The following is an 18646-nucleotide window of genomic DNA, read 5'->3' as shown; positions in this document are numbered from 1 at the left end:
CGAATCTCCTTCTGTGGGGCCGCGTCGTGTTCGATCCGCGGCGTTGGGTGGACGGTTTCCGGCCGACTCGGGGAAACCGGGTGATCAGGTGTTCCGGCCTCCGTTGACGCCGAGGATCTGTCCGGTGATGTAGCTGGCCTCGTCGGAGATGAGAAAGGCGCACGCGGCGGCGATGTCTTCGGGTCGACCGACCCGTCGCACCGGTGTCCGCTCGATGTGATCGTCGACCGTTCCACCGAGACGCTTGTGCCCCTCGGCATTTCGCAGCATCGGGGTGTCGATGAACCCGGGTGGTACCGCGTTGACGGTGATGCCCTGCGGGCCCAGCTCGAGGGCCAGTGCCTTGGTCAGTCCGTTGACCGCGGACTTGGCTGCGACGTAATGCGTCATATACGGCTGACCTGAATGGGCGCTCGAGGACGAGATGTTGACGATCCGTCCCCAACCCGCGTCGACCATGTCCGGTAGTACCGCCTGGGTGCAATGGAAGACGCCGTTGAGGTTGACGTCGATGACCTTCTGCCATTCGGCGAAGTCGAGTTTCGCGAATCGCTTGAACCCGTCGACTCCTGCCGCGTTGACCAGAATGGTGATCGGTCCGAGGTTTTCGCGGATCTTCCCCATGGCGGTGTCCACCTGCTCGCGGTCGGTGACGTCGGCGGCCTCGGCCGACGACTCGTCACCGGGTCGGAGATCGATGGTCGCCACGTGATAGCCCTGACTGCGGAGGCGTTCGGCGACCGCGAGCCCGATTCCGGAGCCGCCGCCGGTGACGACAGCGTTCTTCACGACCACGCCTCGTCTCCGGCTATGGTCGTCCGGTGCATGGTCCGTTCCGACGACGGGTCGTAGGGCAGTGCGCGATGTAGCATCCCGGTGTTGTCCCAGATCACCACGTCGTCCTTTTCCCACTCGTGGACATAGGAGAACCGCTCCTGAGTCGACCAGGCGAGTAGCTCGTCGAGCAACTCGCGACTCTCTTCCGGGCGCATGCCGACGATGTGATCAGCGGTCGCCCCGATCACCAGCGACCGTCGTCCGTCCCGTCGCTGCCACACCAAAGCACTCTCATGCGAGGGCAGGGTGCGCCAGGCGGAGAGCTGCTCGTCGGTCGGATCCGGATGCACCAGCCGCTGTGACGCCTCGAAGGTGTGTACGACGCGGAGGCCGTCGTACCGCTTGCGATCCTGTTCGGGCAGGTTCTCGTAGGCGGCGTAGGTGCTGGCGAACTCGGTGCCGCCGCCGACCATCGCCACATGACGCGCCGTCAGCATGGTCGCCCGCGCGGGGACGTCGTTGGTGGTGTCGTCGATATGCCAGTGGAAGGTGCCTTTGAGGTACTCCGCCGACCGGGACTTCGCCGGATCGAGTGACACCACGAAGACCTCTTTGCCGGCAGGTGCGAGGACCGGTCCGAGCTGTTTGCTGAACGCCACCTGGGCCTCGTCGTCGAGGTGCAGGCCCCGGATGAGCAGGACGCCGCGCCATTTCAACGCTTCGAGGCACCGACCGATCACCGCAGGATCGCGTAGATCGTCGATTCCGGACACTTTCACGCCCATCGCGGGGGTGAGGGCTGAGGTCTCGATCACAAGAATCTCCCTTCCATAGGTGAGAACGGTACTCTCGAAAAATAGTAATCGGCAAGTGTCAGATGGGGTTGATCTGTCGTGAAGCCACTGTCCGACTTGCGGCCTGTGTGGCATCTGTGGCCGGCCGCCTCCCTTGCGTCCTCGGTCATTGTATGCGAATGTGACGTTAGTCATATACGAGAATGACATTTTCAATCAAGGGAGTGGGAGGGCGCGTGGTGGCCCAGGACACGATGACGACCAGCGGCTCGAATGCGGTCGATTCGAGGCAGGTTTCCGGCGGTATCCAGAAGCGACTGTTGATCGACGGGCAGCTCGTCACATCGGCGGAAACCTTCGAGACGATCAATCCGGCAACAGGTGAGGTGCTGGGCTCGGCACCGGACGCCGGCGTGGACGACGCGAATGCCGCGATCGCCGCTGCGCGAACGGCATTCGAGAAGTCAGGGTGGGCCACCGACATCGCGCTCCGCGCACGGTGCCTCGATCAACTGCACAAGGCGCTGCTCGAGCACGCGGAGGAACTCCGTGACCTGACGATCGCCGAGGTCGGCGCCACCAAGATGCTCACGAAGGGCAACCAGCTCGACGCCCCCATCGAGATCGTCCGCTATTACGCCGATCTCCTGGAGAACCACTCGTTCACCGAGGATCTCGGGGAGATCGAGATCCGCGGGCAGCAGCACCGTCGCTGGACCGAACGCGAACCCGCGGGTGTGGTTTCGGCCATCATCGCCTACAACTACCCGAACCAGTTGGCGCTGGCGAAGCTCGCGCCCTCGCTGGCGGCAGGTTGCACGGTGGTCCTCAAGGGTGCTCCGGACACACCCCTGGTGACGCTGGCGCTGGGTGAGATCATCGCCGAGCACACCGACATCCCGGCAGGCGTCGTCAACATCATCACCTCGTCGAAGGTCGAGGTCGGCCAGACGATGGTGGCACATCCCGATGTGGACGTCGTCACCTTCACCGGGTCGACACCGGTGGGCAAGCAGATCATGGCCGATGCAGCCGGCTCGCTGAAGCGGGTCTTCCTCGAACTGGGCGGAAAGTCGGCACTCATCGTCCTCGACGACGCGGACCTGATGAAGGCAGCTCAGTTCGCGGCGTTCACGATCTGCAGTCACGCGGGCCAGGGGTGTGCACTGACCACTCGGCTGATCGTGCCGCGCGACAAGCACGATCAGCTCGCGGAGATGGTCGGGGCGATGCTCGACCATGTGACCGTCGGTGACCCGACCGACGACAAGACCTACATGGGACCGCTGATCAGTGAGCGCCAGCGTGACAAGGTCGACGGGCTGGTCCAGCGTGCCGTCGAGGCCGGCGCTCGCCTCGTCCGTGGCGGACAGCGCATCGATCCCGGATTCTTCTACGCGCCTACGCTTCTCGCCGGTGTCGATCCCGACAGCGAGATCGCGCAGGAAGAGGTCTTCGGCCCGGTGCTGGCAATGATCCCGCATGACGGAGACGAGCACGCCATCGCGATCGCCAACAACTCGAGATACGGGTTGTCGGGCGGTGTCCTCACCACGGATTCGGCTCGAGGTGCCGCGGTCGGCCGGGCGATCCGGACGGGTACGTTCAGCATCAACGGCGGCAACTACTTCTCCGCCGACGTGCCGTTCGGTGGATACAAGGAGTCCGGAATCGGCCGGGAGATGGGCGTCGCGGGGCTGCACGAGTTCACCGAGATCAAGGCCTTCGCCGAGGCGGTGGAATCATGAAGCCGCTGGAGGGTTTCACCATCCTCGAGGTCGCGATGTACGGGTTCGTGCCCTCCGCGGGTGCGGTCCTGCGCGAGTGGGGAGCCGAGGTCATCAAGGTCGAGCACGCGGTGACCGGCGACCCGCAGCGCGGACTGCGCCAGACCGGTACCTTCCGCGTCGAGGGCGATCCCAATCCCAATGTCGAACATGCCAACCGGGGTAAGCGCAGTATCGGCATCGACATGTCGCGTCCGGAGGGGCGCGAGGTGGTCTACGAGCTGGTGCGCAAGGCCGACGTCTTCCTCACCAGTTTCCTGCCGGGGCCGCGGGCGAGGTTCGGGATCGATGTCGACGACATCCGAGACGTGAACCCGTCGATCGTCTATGCGCGGGGGAGCGCGCTCGGTCCGAGGGGTGCCGAGTCCGACAAGGGTGGTTATGACATGACCGCCTTCTGGTCACGCGGTGGCATCGCGGCGACGCTGACACCATCTGGCACCGAGGGCCTCATCAGCCCGCCCGGCCCGGCGTTCGGTGACACGATCTCGGGAACCAACCTGGCCGGGGGTATCGCCGCCGCGCTGCTCAAGCGGGAACGGACCGGTGAGCCCTCGGTGGTCGACGTCTCTCTCCTGGGCAGCGGCCTGTGGTCGATGGGTCACACCGTGGCCCTCTCGCTGCATCTCGACAAGCCGATGGAGGCGCCTGCGCAGGGCGGCCACGGGTCGCCGACCAACCCGTTGTCGGGGCTCTACAAGACCGCCGACAACCGCTACATCTCATTCGTCATGCTGCAGGCCGGGAAGTTCTGGCCCGACGTATGTAAACACGTCGAACGTCCGGAACTCGCTGAGGACCCGAGGTTTGCCAGCGCAGAGTTGCTGGCGGAGAACACGTCCGAGGCGGTGGCCATCCTGCGGGAGATCATCGCCGAACGCACCCTCGGAGACTGGACGGAACGATTCGCGACCCTGGCGGGTCCGTGGGCGCCGGTGCAGGATTCGCGGCAGGTCGGTGACGATCCCCAGATCCGGGCCAACGACTACATCGTGAACGCGGGTGAACTCGAACTGGTGGGAAATCCGGTCCAGTTCGACGTCGCTGCGGCGGCGGTCACCGCCGCACCCGAGTTCGCCGAGCACACCGACGAGATCCTCCAGGAACTCGGGATGGACTGGGACCGGATCATCGAATTGAAGACCGCGGGCGCGGTCACCTGAGATCGGACGAGGAACACCCATGCCGTTCATCACCACGATAGGTACATATCTGCCCAGATGGGGTTCGGGGAATCGCCGCGTGGCCGGCGACGACGAAGATGCGATCACGCTGGCGGTCGAGGCCGGACGTGCCGCGTTGGAATCGGGCGGATCGGTCGATTCCGTCGTCGTGGTCAGTCGAGAACTCCCTCTGCTCGAGAGTAGCAACGCCGCAGTGCTGTTGGCCGGGTTGGATCTCGATCCGGAGCTCGAGGTGGTCGAGCGTCTCGGCGGCGCACCGGCCACGCTGGATGCGTTGAGTTCCGCCCGATCCCGGACGCTGATCATCGGCGTCGATCTCGATCCGGCCGGCGCCTCAGCGGTTCTCACCGCGGACCGAGGGCTCGGCGTGCGCACATCCGGCCGGATCGCCCGCAGCCTCCCGGTGCGTACACGTAAATCCACTGGTGCCGTGCACGATTACGGTGATCCCCGACTTCTGCACGATCGCGGCCTGGTCGCATCGCTGGCCGAGTCCTGGCTGGATCGGCCGACTGTGGTGGCCGGGGTCGAGGACAAACACGCCGCCGACCTTGCCGAGGTCGATGCCGGCCTGCCGACCATCGGCGCCAGTTCGGTCCTGTTCGCACTGGCGTACATGGCCGAGCACGGTCTCGACGGCCGGCTGGTGGCCGTCGAACAGGCGAGTCTGTCGGGAGTGACCGCCACCGAAGGCGATGTCACGGTGCATCGCCGGGAGCCGTCGGCACGTCCGAAGTCGGAGGAGCCGATGGCGTCCGACGACGAACTGCGGATCTCGCTGGCCGCCTACGAGCGAGCCTTTGTCGCCAAGGTGCGCTGGGAGGCAGGGAGGTTCGCCGACAGTGACGTCCTCGACTTCCCGCCCCGGTATCACGTGGCCGCCGGAGGTGAACTGCGCACCGACTATGAGCTCGTACCGTTGCCCCGTTCCGGCGTCGTCTATTCGGAGGCCACCGTTCATGTCCCCATCCCGGGCCTGCCGTCGCCCTATTCGCTTGTCCTCGTCGAGCTCGACGAAGTCGGCGTGCGTGCGTTGGTGAAGGTGACGGGCGCGCACGTGGGATTGGTGGGGATCGGGGACCGGGGGCGTCTGGTGCTGCGCCGGCTGGCCGTCCGGTCCGGCGTACCCGACTACGGCTACGCCTTCGAGCCGGAAGGATTGACCGCATGAAGAGAGTGGCGATCGTAGGCGCCGGGATGACGCCGTTCGCAGAGCATTTCGCGCTCGGGGTCAAAGATCTCGTACCGATGGCGTTCGCGGACTGCGCCGCCTCGGTCGACAAGGGTATCGACAAGGGAGACATCGAGGCGGCCTGGTTCGGCGCGGTCGGGACGACCGACGGGTTTGCATCGGGAATCGTCGCAGACTCGCTCGGAATCGACGGGATACCGGTGACGCGAGTCGAGAACTCTTGTGCCACCGGCAATGACGCCGTGCGCAACGCGGTGTACGCGATCGCCTCGGGCGCGGTGGACGTCGCGCTGGTGGCAGGTGCCGACAAGCTGCGTGAGACCGCGTCGAAGAATGTCGTGTGGGAGTGGGAAGCCATGTCACGGGACATGGCCTGGGAGTACCCCCTCGGCCTGGTGGCACCTGCCGGTGTGGCATTGCATGTGAACCGATATCTCCACGAGTCTCCGGCCACACGAGAGCATCTGGCCATGGTCGCGGTCAAGAATCATCACCACGGGACCACCAACCCCAAGGCCCGGCTGCAATTCGAGATCACCCGGGAACAGGCGCTGTCGGCACCCACCGTGGTCGAACCGTTCAGCGTGTACGACTGCGCGCCGTTGAGCGACGGGGCGGCCGCACTGATCCTGGTGTCCGAGGACGTTGTCGATCGGTACACCGACAGGCCGGTCTGGGTTGCCGGCGTGGGCCTCGGGCTCGACTCTGTGATGCATCAGCACAAGACCGATCTGACATCGTTCCCCGCGACGGTGCGTGCGGCGCAGCGTGCATTCGACATGGCGGGCCTGTCGCCAGGCGACATCGACGTGGCCGAGGTGCATGACTTCTTCACCGGAATCGAACTCATCAGCTACGAGGATCTGGGGTTCGCCAACCGATTCGAGGGCTACAAGCTGCTCGAGGCGGGGGAGACGACGATCGGCGGGTCGCTACCGGTGAACACGAGCGGCGGTCTGAAGTCGAAGGGCCACCCGCCCGGTGCGACAGGTGTGGCACAGTGCGTCGAGTTGTTCGAGCAGTTGCGGGGACCGCGGCCAATCAGGTCGACGGCGCGCGGACCGGTCTGGCACACAATGTCGGGGGCCGACATCGGTCGCAGCGGTGACGATCCTCTGCGGGCCGGGCACCATGGCGAGGTGAACGCAGACGTGGTGCCGGCCACCCACGGGCAACCGGCACCACGCCATCGGAGAGAGACCTGCTACCTCGCCGCCAGACGTGCCGAGAGTGATTCCGCATGATGACCCGTCGACGGAGCACTGGCGACCTCGAAGTCCTCTACGGCGTGGGCCACTGACACCGGCAGCCCCGATACTTCGAGCGCGCGACGCTTGAAGGCCTGCGCCGCGACACTCAGGTGATAACGCGTCGACGACGCGCTCAGTTCGAGGACGTCCGACGGTGCTGCGGCCCATGTGCGCAGATCGACCCGGCCGGTTTCGACTGCCGCCACCGCGCTCATCCGAAGTCGCTCGTGGACATCCAGGACGCTTGCCGAGATCGCCAGCGATTGTGGCCATGGATCATCCGTTGGGTGGTCGAGGGAGTAGCGCAGATCGAACACCCGCGCGCCCAAGATCTCCAACGGCAGGATCGGACCGTCCTCGAGCACGTGGACGCTGATATCCCAGCCTGCCATCGAATGATCGAACAACCACCCCCCGGCAAAAACGACCGCCTCCATCGGATCTCGGGCGATCGCCGCGAGACGGTAGCGCAGGGGGCGCTTCCGTGCCGAAGAACGTGCGCGAGCGACTTCACGTGCGCCGTGCACGTGCGGACCCGCGAAACTTGTTGTCAAAATGGTCACGTGGTCTCCGTCTTCCAGGTGTGGCGAGGCTGACCCTGGCCCGCCGGGCCAGGTCAGCCTCGCAGGCTTCTCAGAGCTGGGCGTACACGGTCTTGGTCTTCAGATAACTCTCGACACCGTCCCGGCCCCATTCGTGTCCCCAACCCGACTGTTTGTAACCGCCGAACGGCATCGATTGATCGAACACCATCTGGCAGTTGAGCGTCACGGTTCCCGCCTCGAGTCGCTTCGCCAGCCGATGGGCGCGGCCGAGGTCCTTGGTCCAGGCGGTCGCCGCGAGTCCGTAGTCGGAGTCGTTGGCAAGCGCTATGACCTCGTCGTCATCGTCGAAGGGCATGACCGCCACGACAGGTCCGAAGACCTCCTGCTGGAACAAGTCCATCGTCGGTCGGACGTCTGTGACGACGGTCGGGTGAACGAAATAGCCGCGGCGATCGAGGCGATGGCCTCCGGTCACCACCTCCACTCCGTCGCGTTTGCCCTCCTCGATGAAACCGGTGACACGGTTGAGCTGTTTCTCACTGATCAGCGGGCCGATCAGGGCGTCCTCTTCCGGGCCGCCGAGCGTGACCCCGTCGGCGACCATGGAGAGGCCTTCGAGGACCTGGTCGTACACGCCACGCTGGACGAAGATCCGGGACCCGCAGATGCATCCCTGACCGGAGTGGATGAAGATCCCCATCCCTGCCATCGTGATGGCCTGCTCGAGATCGGCGTCGTCATAGATCAGTACCGGCGACTTCCCGCCGAGTTCGAGCATCACCCGCTTGAGGTTGCCTGCTGCAGCTGCGACGATTTGCCTGCCGACCTCGGTGGAACCGGTGAAGGCGACCTTGTCGACGTCCGGATGCTCCGTGATCGCCTTCCCCGCGGTGTGGCCATAGCCGAGCACCAGATTGACGACTCCGTCGGGTACACCGGCCTCGGCGAGTATCCGCTCCAGAAGGAGGGCCGAAAGAGGCGTCTCCTCAGCTGGTTTGACCACCGCACTGCATCCTGCCGCAAGTGCCGGGGCGAGTTTGGCCGCAAAATTGAACACCGGTCCGTTCCACGGGAAGATCAGACCCACCACGCCGTACGGCTCTTTCAGAGTGTAGGCATGCATGTTCGAATACGCACCGGTGATACCGCCGGTCATCTGGACGTCGTGTGCTATCCCGTTCAGCTTGGTGCACCAGCCACCGTAGTACCGGAAGACTTCGGCACTCGTCCCGATGATCGACTTGGCCTGGTCACGGTTCATGCCGGTGTTGAGGGAATCGAGCGAGGCGAGATCGTCGGCGTGCCGGTCCATCAGATCCGCCACGCGCCACATGATCCTGGCGCGTTCGTTCCCGGGTAGTCCGTGCCAGACAGCGGCGTCATACGATGCGCGGGCTCGTGCGACCGCTTCGTCGACTGCCTTCGCACCGCCGTCGGGGAACTCGGCTATCGGTTCTTCGGTGACGGGGTTGATGATCGTGATCGCCTCGCCGTCGCCGGCGCGGCTGCGGAGATCATCCAGAATCGATTCAACACTGGTCATCACTTCTCACTTCTTCTCGTCGAACTCGATGTGCAATTCGGTCAGACCCCGCAGCAGGAAGGTTGGCTCGTAGGCAAAGCTTCGTTGCCCGGCCGACCCGTGGATCGATTCGTCGATTCTGATGTCGGTCATGCGATCGAGCAGTCGGTTGATCGTCACCCGACCCTCGACGCGGGCGAGCGGGGCGCCCGCGCAGGTGTGAATCCCACGGCCGAATGCGATGTGCTCGCGGACGTTCTTCCGATCCAGCCGGAACTCATTGGGATTCTCGAACTTTCGCGGATCACGGTTGGCTGCGCCGAGGCACAGCATGATGACGGAACCGGCGGCGATGTCGATGCCGCCGAGCGTGGTCGACTTGCGAGCCAATCGGAAGTCCACCTTCGTGGGACTCTCCATGCGCAGCGCCTCTTCGATGAACGGGACGATCAGCGTGCGATCGGCGCGCAACTCATCCTGGAGATCGGGTCGCTCACACAAGACCACCAGTGCCGAGCTGAGGAGTTTGGTGACCGTCTCCTGGCCGGCGGCGAACAGGAATGTTGCGGGATGAACCACCTCGATCACGGGTGGCACCGACCCGTCGGGGTAGGTGGCCGAGGCGAGTCCGCCGAGGACGTCGTCCCGGGGGGCTTCCCGCCGAGCCGTGATGTAACTCGCGAAGAGGTCATCGAGGTACTGAAGCGGGTTGCTTCCGACCGGCTCGTGATCGAGTGCCCCGACTCTGCTACCCGGCGCGTTGCCTGCGCCGAGATTGCGACGGACTTCATCGCGGTCTGCCTCTGGTACGCCGAGGAGATCGGCGATGGCAAGAGTGGCGAACGGCTTTCCGTAATCGGTGAGGAACTCGCAGCGCCGACGCTCGATGAACTCGTCTATCTGCCGGTCCGCGAGATTCCAGACGAACTCCTCGTTCTCTTGGAGTCGACGTGGTGTCAGCAGTCGGAGCAGGAGGGAGCGCGCCTTGTGGTGGTCCGGCGGGTCCATCGTGACCATGTGCTCGAAGATCGGGAACTCGTGCCGGTGGGCTTCGATCTGCTCGGTGATGTCGTCACCGTCGGGTTGGAAGGGCAGCGGGGGGAAAGGTCCGCCAATGGCGTTGACGGCCGAAAAAGAGTCGGTGTCCTTGAAGGCTTCCTGCGCTTCCTGGTATCCGGTCACTGCTATGACGTTCTGATAGGGCTCTCGGGTCACCGGGCCCAGACTCCGTAGATGGTCCCAATAGGCGTACGGGTCTTGGGACACGGCGCTGTCGGAGAAGTAGTCGACTGTGGCTGGGTTTGTCATCGCTGATGGACCTTTCAACATGCTTACAACACGGGCTGGGGAGATGGCGCCGGATTCGAACCGGGCGGACACGGAATCGAGCGAGACGACGCGGTCGGAAAGGACGGGATCGTCACAACGATGTCGGGAGGGCACAGGTTTCGGATGGCCGCCACTTCTAGAGTCCGATGCGGGTGTTCTTGACCTGTTGGAACTCGTGAAGTCCTTCAATGCCTCCCGACCTCCCGGTTCCGCTCTTCTTGAAGCCGCCGTAGGGGCCTTGAGGCGAAATGTCACTGTTTCGGTTGATCCAGACCGATCCGGATTCGAGAGCGCGTGAAAGCCTATGTGCCCGTTTGAGGTTTGCTGTCGCAACATAGGCATTCAAACCGAACTCGGTGTCGTTGGCGATGGCGATGGCATCGTCGTCCTCGTGGAATCTCATCACCGACACCACCGGACCGAAGGTCTCCTCGGTCGCAAGGGGCGAACGGTTGTCGACGTCGGCGAACACTGTCGGTTCGATGTAATAGCCCGTGCCGAGTTCTCCGCCGGCTCGATGACCTCCGGTGGTCAGCACACCGTGCCTGCTGTCGACTGCGTCATCGATGACGCCGAGGATTCGATGTAGTGCCGACTCGCTGATCACCGGGCCCACCATGACGGCGGGGTCGAACGGATCTCCCATCGGCGCCGCGTCCAGTACCGCGAGGAAGCGTTGCATGAACTCGTCGTAGACCGACTGCTGAACCAGGATTCGGCTACCGCAGGCGCAACTCTGGCCCGATTGCCCGAGGGGGCCCTGCCAGGCCGCGAGGATCGCGGCCTGTTCGAGGTCGGCATCGGCGAAGATGATGTTCGCCGATTTGCCGCCGAGTTCGGTGGCCACCGGAGTCAGGTTCGCCGCGGCGGTCGCCAATACCTTGCGCGCAGTGGTGCCGCCGCCGGTGAAGTGAATCTTTCCGATCCCAGGATGCGACACGAGCGCGTGCCCTCCGTCGGCGTCAGCCGGAAGGACATTCACCAGCCCGGGCGGCAGTCCGGCTTCGAGGCAAATCTCGCCGAATCGCAATGCGCTGAACGGTGACATCTCGGATGGCTTGAGGATGACCGCATTGCCCGCGGCCAGCGCGGGTGCGACGTTCAAACCGACGACCACCATCGGCCCGTTCCACGGAGCGATGACGCCGACCACACCGTAGGGTTCCCTGTCGATGATGTTGAGGTCGTGTCTACCCGAGACCGGTGAATTCTCCCCATGCGCTTTGTCGACGTGGCCGGCGTAGTACCGGATGAAGCTCTCCGCGAGCATGGCGTGCCCGGGTGCAGTACGTATGGGCACGGCGAAATCGTGGACGCTCAGTCGCCCGAGTATGTCGAGTTCGGCGTGTACCGCGTCGGCCAGGTCGAACAGGATGTCGCGTCGCCGACCCGTGGTCAGCGACATCCACTCGCGCTGGGCTTCGCGCGCCGCGGCGACGGCGCGATCGACCTCGTCGAAGCCGGCGAGTGTGACAGTGGCATTGGGCTTCCCGGTGGCCGGATAGATGTGTTCGTGGCTTCCCGCGGATGAATGGTTCACCCGGTCGCCGCCGATCAGCAGACCGGTCGGCAGCACATCGGCGGGAAGGGACTCAGTTCCGATGGTCATGAGTGCCTCTGTTCTCAAGGGAGGGAACAGTTGTCATCGCACCGTGAACCCCGCGTCGAGCGCCCACTGGGTGCCGGTGATGAACTTCGCCTCGTCGGACACCAGATACGAGACGGCACCGGCGACGTCCTCGGGTTCGAGCATCTGGATCGGTAGGGCATTCTGCATGCCGGAGATGGTGTTCGCGCCGCCGGCGGCCGCCTCGGCCATCAATTTCTGCATCGCTTCGTTGATCGTCATCCCGCTTGCCACCCCTGTCGGGTGGATCGTATTGACTCGAATCCACTCCGGAGCCAGATAGTTCGCCAGACCCTGCATGAGGGCGACGACGCCTCGCTTGGCCGACGCGTAGGCGTTGCCGCTTGCGTTGATCGAGGCCGAGGCCTTGATGCCGGCCGATGAACTCGTGATCACGATCGAACCGCCGCGCCCGCCCTGGCGCAGTGCAGGCAAGGCCGCCCGGATCGTGTAGAAGACGCCGGTCAGATTCGTGTCGATGACGTCGTTCCATTCGGCGAGGAAGTTGTCCGGGTCCTCAGGACCCATCTTGATGATGCCCGCATTCGCGATGATGATGTCGACGCGGCCGAACTCGTCGAACCCTTCTTGAAACGCTGCGGACAGCGCCGCGAAGTCACGGACATCCGCAGTGCGGGCCACGATGCGGCGCCCTTCCTTCTCGACCAGCCGCACCGTCTCGTCGAGATCCTCCGAGGAGCTGTTCGGATACGTCATCGATGCCACGTTCTCGCAGATGTCCACAGCGATGATGTCCGCGCCGTCCTGGGCGAGACGAATGGCGTGCGCACGGCCTTGGCCACGTGCCGCTCCGGTGATGAACGCGACGCGTCCCTCGAGTTGTGACATGTTGATGCTCTTCTACTTTCGTGTCGACGGCCGAGAGGGGCCGTGATGGTTCACCGATGGTGAGACGGCCGGCTACGGATTGAGCCGCGCCCAGGCTTCCTCGCTGGCGCAATGCAAGGCTTCCCCCTTGGCGAAGCCCGCATAGGCCGCGAGTTGTAGGACCACCTCATCCATCTCCGGTTTGGTGATGTCGCCGGACTCGAGCGCCGACCCCGTATGCGAATGCAATGGTGTGACGGCGTCGCACACGGCCACGGAGGCGACGGTGATGAATCGACGATCACGGCGGCACAGTGCTGGGCGCTGCCACACGTGGCCGAATACGAAGTTCAGGATTCCTGCGTGGATGTAGGGGGTGTCCGGTCCGGGCGCCTCAATCAGATTGACAGATTTGAATTCCTCTGTGCCCCGAAATATTCGAGCGTCCCAGTCGCTGATGCCGAGACTGGAGTTCTCTGGCTTGGGCACCGCACCGGAGCCGCCGCGTTCGCGATCGATGGTCGCCCAGGAGCGACGGACGACTCCCTCGAGGTGTGATGCTTTGGGCCACCCGTTGTAGACGGCGAAGTGCAATACGAACTCCAGCATCTCGTCGATCGTGATGTCGCCACTGCGCAGTGCGTCGTCGACCTGATCGTCGATCGGCTTCTGCGCGTCCGCGGCACCCACACACGTCAATGTCACCCAGCGGCGCTCGCGTCTGCCCAGGCCCGGCCGTTCCCAGATCTGGTCGAGGAGCCAGTCATGTTTCGCCTGTTCAAAGGGGTCCGAGACGTTGGTGCGGCAGCGCTGCGAATGCTATAGGTGTCCGTGGAAGTGCGTGACATGTGATCCACCTCTCAGTGCGGGTGACTGAATATTAAGTCGACGGACCTAGAATGTCTATGGTTTGATTGATTTATGTCCACAGAGGGTCGATCGGCCAAGCAACGACTGGTGCTGACCGCGGAGCGGCTGTACGCGTGTCACGGGCTCGACGGTGTTCCCTTGCGGCAGATAGCAGTTGAGGCCGGAACGGCCAACAAGTCGGCGGTCCAGTACCACTTCGGGTCGAAGGAGGCGTTGGTGACGGCGGTGCTCGCCAACCGGGTCGATGATCTCGATCGCCGTCGTGCGTTGCTGTTTGCGCGTACCGACCTCCAGGACTTGCGCGCGGTCGTCGAGGCGCAACATCTACCGTTGATAGAGCTCGGCGAGGACGAGAACTGCTACTACCTGCAGTTCATCGAACAGCTCGGACGGAGTATGCATCCGTTCCGGCAGCTGCCTGCAGTGAATCAGCAGACCGAGCAGGCGTATTACGACCGCGTCGGCGCCCTCCTGGACGGCGTGCCCGAAGAGTTGCGCGAGATTCGGATCAAGCAGGCGACCGCAGTCTGCCTGCACGTATGTGCGGACCGCCACCGAACCAAGGCTTTGGGGGAGGCGGTGCCGGCCTACGCTCTGCACGTGAGTCAGCTGCTCGACAGTCTGGTTGCACTGTTGGCTGATGCGCCGTCGGACGAAACGCTCGCGGCGATGCAGGTGGCTGCACCACAGGTCCTCTGAGAAATGTTGTGGACCAATGCGACTGGGATTTGTGGCAGCGGCCGACGGATTCGACATCTCCGTGACTTGCTGTCGCCCTGAAGCTTTGGCTCATGGGCAATCGGTAGCGCGCCCCGGTCGCCGGCCGGTGGCTACGAACGTGCGCTGATACCCCCTCGGATAAGCCGAAAACACTTGTACATCAGGCTATTTCAGCGAATTGAGTCGTTGACACCGGGTGTGATACGTGTAACACTCACTTCTGAGTGGTCGGCATTCTGGCCGACGTCGCCGATCGCACGGCGGCCTCGACTCATTCATCAAAAACTTCTGAAAGTTGGTAGATCACATGGCTGGTCGTATGCAGGGCAAAGTCGCATTTGTCACCGGTGCCGCGCGGGGGCAAGGTCGTAGCCACGCGGTGCGGTTGGCAGAAGAAGGCGCGGACATCATCGCGGTCGACATCTGTGGGCCGGTCACTGCCGACACCTCGATCGCGGCTTCGACGCCTGAGGACCTGGCGGAGACGGTCGAGCTGGTAAAACGGCAGAACCGTCGCATCGTCGCGTCCGAGGTCGACGTTCGTGAGTTCGATCAACTGAAGACGGCCGTTGACAACGGGGTGGAGCAGCTCGGACGCCTGGATGTGGTCGTGGCCAATGCCGGTATCGGGAACGGCGGGGCGACGCTCGACAAGACCAGCGAGAAGGACTGGCAGGACATGATCGACGTCAACCTGTCCGGTGTGTGGAAGTCCGTGAAAGCTGCTGTTCCCCATCTTCTTTCATCCGGTGGTGGATCGGTGATCCTGACCAGCTCGGTTGGCGGGATGAAGGCGTACCCCAACACTGGGCACTACATCGCTGCCAAGCACGGTGTCATCGGGCTGATGCGGAGCTTCGCCGTCGAACTGGGGGCACAGTCGATTCGGGTGAACTCGGTACTTCCCACCAACGTGAACACTCCTATGTTCATGAATGAAGGCACCATGAAGATGTTCCGTCCGGATCTGGAGAACCCGGGTCCGGACGATCTCGCGGTTGTGGCGCAGATGATGCATGTGATGCCGACCGGCTGGGTGGAGCCGCGAGACATCAGCAATGCTGTCCTGTTCCTGGCCTCCGATGAGTCACGCTTCGTCACCGGACTCGCCCTGGCCGTGGATGCCGGCAGTCTTCTCAAATAGTGGCCAGCCGAAAGGATGCCCGATGAACGTGAAGAACGCGGCGGGAGCAGCGCCGTGACCGCCGATGGTCTGCGGGTGGAAATCGACAGGGGGCTGTGTGAAGGGCACGGTTTGTGTGCACAGCTCGCGCCGGAAGTGTTCGATGTCGGCGACGACGACCTGGCAGTATGCGACGACCATCCGCCGGAACACCTGCGCGCCGCCGTCGAAGCGTCCGTGAATGCGTGCCCACGACAGGCGATCTCGGTCAGCTGAGACGGGCGGTCAGGAGTTGGATCGGGGGCCAACCTGATCTCGATACGGTCCCTCGCCTGGCGGCTCGGGGCCTACTCGATCGGCGGGTGAAAGCGGCGGGGACCCGTCGGTCGAGTAGCTGCGAACGGAGTGAACGGTGGGGACCCGTCGGTCGAGTAGCTGCGAACGGAGTGAGCGGCGTATCGAGACCGCGCCCGCCGGCCCCACTGCGACTCAACCGAGTTCGGACTTCATCACCTTGCCGGTGGCGTTGACAGGCAGTCGGTCGAGAAACGAGATCGACCTCGGCGCCTTGAAGGCGGCCATCCGTTCGCGGCTCCAGGAGACGAGTTCCTCCTCGGTGATCGCCGAGCGGGTCACCACGAACGCCTTGCCTACCTGACCGAGTCGCTCGTCGGGAACACCTATCACCGCGACCTGCTCTACTGCGGGATGCTCGAGCAGGTAGCTCTCGATCTCGGCGGGATAGGCGTTGAAGCCGCCGACGATGAACATGTCCTTCATGCGGCCGACGATCCGCAGGCGCCCTCCCTCGGCGATCTCACCGATGTCGCCGGTGTGCAGCCAACCGTCGTCGTCGATCGCCGCGGCGGTCGCGTCCGGATCGTCGAGGTATCCCTGCATCACGTTGTACCCACGGATGAGCACCTCGCCGTCGTCGCCGATGCGGATGTCGATGTCTGCGCAGGGGGTTCCGACGGTGGTGGCGATCTGGTCGAACGTGTCGCCCGGCCTGGATGCCGTCACGGTGCCGGCCTCGGTGAGTCCGTAGCCGGTCATGATCGTCTCGAACGGGAGTTCGTGCTGGATTCGACGGATGAGGTCGACCGGGATGTCCGCGGAGCCGGTGACCGCGGCGCGTAACGACGAGAGGTCTCGCGAACCGTCGTTGGCGGACAGCAGGGACTGATACAGCGTCGGCGGACCCGGGAGCATGGTGATCTTCTCGGTCTCGACGATGTCGAGCACCTGATCGACGTCGAGAACCGGCACCGGGTGGATCGTGGCACCGCGGATGAACGAGGCGATGACCCCGGCCTTGTAGCCGAACATGTGGAAGAACGGATTGACCATCAGGTACCGATCCCCTTCACGGAGATCGGCGAGGTCGCACCACTCCGAGAACAGACGCAACACCTGTTCGTGGTTCATCATGACGCCCTTCGGGCGTCCGGTGGTGCCGGAGGTGTACATGATGTCGGCGATGTCGGAAGGGTCGACAGCCGCCGCGAAAGGTTCACCGCTGGAGAGAAACGCACCCTTGATGTCGAGGACTTCCACGCCGGCCGGTACGTCGAAGTCGAGTCCGAGGAAGTCCGGCTGCACCAGTACGGCTTTCGCGCCGCTGCGCACGATGATGTCGGCGGCCTCATCCCGTTTGTATCGGGTATTGACCGGGACGAGTGTCCCGCCGGCGGTGAGCAGTCCGAAGACGGCGATGATCCATTCGGCGGAATTCGGGGCCCAGATCGCCACGCGGTCGCCCTTGCGAATTCCGAGGTCGGCGAATGAGCCGGCGGCACAGCGGATTCGATGAACCATCTCGCGAAAGGTGAGGCGCAAGTGCCCGTCGACGACCGCTTCGGCATCGCCGAAGCGGTCGGCCGACGACAGGACCATCTCGGGGATGGTCTTCCAGGTCATACCTTGAGGAGCCGTGCCATGTTGCCGCCCATCACGAGCTTCTGATCCTCGAACGGCAGATGCTCGATGTGGCTGATGTAGGTCGTCGGCTCGGCGAGACCTTCGGGATGCGGATAGTCCGAGCCGAACAGCACGCGCTCGGCGCCGATCAGCGCGGTCAGCTTGCTGAAGTCCTCTTCCCAGAACGGACTCACGTGAATGCTCTTCTTGATGGCGGCCACCGGATCCTGCATGCCGAAGCCCTCGGGCGCCTTCTTGAAGACGTCGGTGAGTGTCTGCAGCACGTGCGGGAGCCAGCTGGCGCCGTTCTCGATGACGGCGATCCGCAGTTCCGGGAACCGGAGCAGTGCACCGTGGCACACCCAGGAGGAGACCGCGTCCTGGATCGGTCGCCATTCGCTGACCATGCGGAAGGCATTGGTCTGGAACGGCAACATCTCGTCGCTGCTACCTTCCCAATCCTGGTTGTACCGGGCATAGCCGCTGTCCGACGAATGCTGGGTGACGAGCACGTCGAGTTCGACGACGCGCTTCCAGAACGGATCGAACTCCGGCAGGGCAAACGAGCGGGGGCCCTTGAACCCGGGGACCGGGGCCGGGCGCACCAGGATCGCCTTCGCTCCGCGCTCGACGCACCACTCCAGTTCTTCGATCGCCTTGTCGACGATGGGCAGACTGATGACGGGAACGGTGAAGATCCGTTCCTTGTAGTTGAACGACCATGTCTCGTAGAGCCATTGGTTCAGCGAGTGGACCACCGCGTGGATCAGTTCCGGGTTGTCACGCATGCGCTCCTCGACGAGGCTGGCCAAGGTGGGGAACATCAGCGTGCGATCGATCTTGAGCTCGTCCATCAGCTCCAACCGCGGAGCGGGTTCGCGAAACGCGGGGACGGATTTGATCGGCTTGCCGAAGATCTCGCGCTTGCTCTTGCCCTCGGGGTTGCCGTTCTTGAAGTAGTCCTCCATGGCGCCGGGACGCGCGACCACGTCAAAGGTGGGGTTGGGGATGTACTCGCTGATCTGTCCGCGGATGGCGATCTTGGTGCGGCCCTCGACCTCGACATACTGGATGGCCTTCTTGTACTTGTCGGGCAGGAACTTGGTGAGCGCCTCCTTGGTCTCGTACAGGTGGTTGTCCGCGTCGAACAGCGGGTAGGGCAGCTGGCTCGGTGACAT

The 18646-nt window shown here is 64.0% G+C and carries 16 protein-coding genes and 1 pseudogene; 7 read left to right on the top strand and 10 right to left on the bottom strand.

Going from position 1 to position 18646, the window contains the following annotated elements:
* Positions 1 to 84: 84 nt before the first annotated feature.
* A complete protein-coding gene (locus GTV32_RS10650; protein ID WP_161060303.1) occupies positions 85 to 789 on the bottom strand; it encodes an SDR family NAD(P)-dependent oxidoreductase in 705 nt (234 codons plus the stop codon).
* Positions 786 to 1592 carry a TauD/TfdA family dioxygenase gene (locus GTV32_RS10645; RefSeq protein ID WP_161060302.1) on the bottom strand — a complete coding sequence of 269 codons (807 nt, stop codon included), beginning with the start codon at positions 1590 to 1592 and terminating at the stop codon, positions 786 to 788. Before GTV32_RS10645 ends, GTV32_RS10650 begins: the two co-directional genes overlap by 4 nt.
* Before the next feature lie 182 nt (positions 1593 to 1774).
* Between GTV32_RS10645 and GTV32_RS10640 the strand changes: the two genes are divergently transcribed.
* From GTV32_RS10640 to GTV32_RS10625, 4 genes and pseudogenes are all read left to right on the top strand, one after another.
* Positions 1775 to 3319: an aldehyde dehydrogenase family protein gene (locus tag GTV32_RS10640; RefSeq protein WP_161060301.1), complete on the top strand. Its 1545-nt coding sequence runs from the start codon at positions 1775 to 1777 to the stop codon at positions 3317 to 3319.
* Positions 3316 to 4521: a CoA transferase gene (locus GTV32_RS10635; protein WP_161060300.1), complete on the top strand. Its 1206-nt coding sequence runs from the start codon at positions 3316 to 3318 to the stop codon at positions 4519 to 4521. The genes GTV32_RS10640 and GTV32_RS10635 overlap by 4 nt, the downstream gene beginning before the upstream one ends.
* 19 nt (positions 4522 to 4540) lie before the next feature.
* Positions 4541 to 5713 (top strand): OB-fold domain-containing protein, encoded by a 1173-nt coding sequence (locus tag GTV32_RS10630; RefSeq protein WP_161060299.1) that lies wholly within the window; start codon positions 4541 to 4543, stop codon positions 5711 to 5713.
* Positions 5710 to 6877 (top strand): annotated as a pseudogene (locus tag GTV32_RS10625) (beta-ketoacyl synthase N-terminal-like domain-containing protein). The gene GTV32_RS10630 and the pseudogene GTV32_RS10625 overlap by 4 nt, the downstream one beginning before the upstream one ends.
* Positions 6878 to 6938: 61 nt before the next feature.
* On the opposite strand, the gene GTV32_RS10620 reads toward GTV32_RS10625, so the two are convergent.
* From GTV32_RS10620 to GTV32_RS10595, 6 genes are all read right to left on the bottom strand, one after another.
* A complete protein-coding gene (locus GTV32_RS10620) occupies positions 6939 to 7376 on the bottom strand; it encodes a hypothetical protein (RefSeq protein ID WP_161060298.1) in 438 nt (145 codons plus the stop codon).
* 241 nt (positions 7377 to 7617) lie between these two features.
* Entirely contained in the window at positions 7618 to 9072 is a 1455-nt protein-coding gene (locus GTV32_RS10615) for an aldehyde dehydrogenase family protein (protein WP_161060297.1), read from the bottom strand.
* 6 nt (positions 9073 to 9078) lie between these two features.
* A complete protein-coding gene (locus GTV32_RS10610) occupies positions 9079 to 10359 on the bottom strand; it encodes a cytochrome P450 (protein WP_161060296.1) in 1281 nt (426 codons plus the stop codon).
* Positions 10360 to 10516: 157 nt separating this feature from the next.
* A complete protein-coding gene (locus GTV32_RS10605) occupies positions 10517 to 11989 on the bottom strand; it encodes an aldehyde dehydrogenase family protein (RefSeq protein WP_161060295.1) in 1473 nt (490 codons plus the stop codon).
* Positions 11990 to 12022: 33 nt separating this feature from the next.
* Complete coding sequence (locus GTV32_RS10600; RefSeq protein WP_161060294.1) at positions 12023 to 12856, bottom strand: mycofactocin-coupled SDR family oxidoreductase; 834 nt, start codon at positions 12854 to 12856, stop codon at positions 12023 to 12025.
* A 72-nt stretch (positions 12857 to 12928) separates the two neighbouring features.
* Positions 12929 to 13525, bottom strand: a complete 597-nt coding sequence (locus tag GTV32_RS10595; protein ID WP_161060293.1) for a carboxymuconolactone decarboxylase family protein — start codon at positions 13523 to 13525, stop codon at positions 12929 to 12931.
* 231 nt (positions 13526 to 13756) lie between these two features.
* On the opposite strand from GTV32_RS10595, the gene GTV32_RS10590 reads away from it, so the two are divergent.
* The 3 genes from GTV32_RS10590 (at position 13757) to GTV32_RS10580 (ending at position 15824) form a co-directional block, all read left to right on the top strand.
* Positions 13757 to 14404: a helix-turn-helix domain-containing protein gene (locus tag GTV32_RS10590; RefSeq protein WP_161060292.1), complete on the top strand. Its 648-nt coding sequence runs from the start codon at positions 13757 to 13759 to the stop codon at positions 14402 to 14404.
* A gap of 328 nt (positions 14405 to 14732) precedes the next feature.
* Positions 14733 to 15569 carry a mycofactocin-coupled SDR family oxidoreductase gene (locus GTV32_RS10585; protein ID WP_161060291.1) on the top strand — a complete coding sequence of 279 codons (837 nt, stop codon included), beginning with the start codon at positions 14733 to 14735 and terminating at the stop codon, positions 15567 to 15569.
* A gap of 69 nt (positions 15570 to 15638) precedes the next feature.
* Positions 15639 to 15824 (top strand): ferredoxin, encoded by a 186-nt coding sequence (locus GTV32_RS10580; RefSeq protein WP_161062448.1) that lies wholly within the window; start codon positions 15639 to 15641, stop codon positions 15822 to 15824.
* 213 nt (positions 15825 to 16037) lie between these two features.
* Here the strand turns inward: GTV32_RS10580 and GTV32_RS10575 are convergent, their stop codons facing one another.
* Positions 16038 to 17468 carry a FadD3 family acyl-CoA ligase gene (locus GTV32_RS10575; RefSeq protein ID WP_161060290.1) on the bottom strand — a complete coding sequence of 477 codons (1431 nt, stop codon included), beginning with the start codon at positions 17466 to 17468 and terminating at the stop codon, positions 16038 to 16040.
* Positions 17465 to 18646: an amidohydrolase family protein gene (locus GTV32_RS10570; protein ID WP_161060289.1), complete on the bottom strand. Its 1182-nt coding sequence runs from the start codon at positions 18644 to 18646 to the stop codon at positions 17465 to 17467. The genes GTV32_RS10575 and GTV32_RS10570 overlap by 4 nt, the downstream gene beginning before the upstream one ends.

The organism is Gordonia sp. SID5947 (genome assembly GCF_009862785.1).
Taxonomy (GTDB): domain Bacteria; phylum Actinomycetota; class Actinomycetes; order Mycobacteriales; family Mycobacteriaceae; genus Gordonia.
Note: the sequence above shows the minus strand (reverse complement) of the source record. Positions and strands in the feature narration are given on the sequence as shown.

Bases quoted from the DNA above. Each gene is read 5' to 3' on its own strand.
- GTV32_RS10640 (WP_161060301.1), top strand. From the start codon at position 1,775: ATGACATTTTCAATCAAGGGAGTGGGAGGGCGCGTGGTGGCCCAGGAC.
- GTV32_RS10635 (WP_161060300.1), top strand. From the start codon at position 3,316: ATGAAGCCGCTGGAGGGTTTCACCATCCTCGAGGTCGCGATGTACGGG.
- GTV32_RS10630 (WP_161060299.1), top strand. From the start codon at position 4,541: ATGCCGTTCATCACCACGATAGGTACATATCTGCCCAGATGGGGTTCG.
- GTV32_RS10620 (WP_161060298.1), bottom strand. From the start codon at position 7,376: ATGGCAGGCTGGGATATCAGCGTCCACGTGCTCGAGGACGGTCCGATC.
- GTV32_RS10615 (WP_161060297.1), bottom strand. From the start codon at position 9,072: ATGACCAGTGTTGAATCGATTCTGGATGATCTCCGCAGCCGCGCCGGC.
- GTV32_RS10610 (WP_161060296.1), bottom strand. From the start codon at position 10,359: ATGACAAACCCAGCCACAGTCGACTACTTCTCCGACAGCGCCGTGTCC.
- GTV32_RS10605 (WP_161060295.1), bottom strand. From the start codon at position 11,989: ATGACCATCGGAACTGAGTCCCTTCCCGCCGATGTGCTGCCGACCGGT.
- GTV32_RS10600 (WP_161060294.1), bottom strand. From the start codon at position 12,856: ATGTCACAACTCGAGGGACGCGTCGCGTTCATCACCGGAGCGGCACGT.
- GTV32_RS10590 (WP_161060292.1), top strand. From the start codon at position 13,757: ATGTCCACAGAGGGTCGATCGGCCAAGCAACGACTGGTGCTGACCGCG.
- GTV32_RS10585 (WP_161060291.1), top strand. From the start codon at position 14,733: ATGGCTGGTCGTATGCAGGGCAAAGTCGCATTTGTCACCGGTGCCGCG.
- GTV32_RS10575 (WP_161060290.1), bottom strand. From the start codon at position 17,468: ATGACCTGGAAGACCATCCCCGAGATGGTCCTGTCGTCGGCCGACCGC.
- GTV32_RS10570 (WP_161060289.1), bottom strand. From the start codon at position 18,646: ATGTCACCGAGCCAGCTGCCCTACCCGCTGTTCGACGCGGACAACCAC.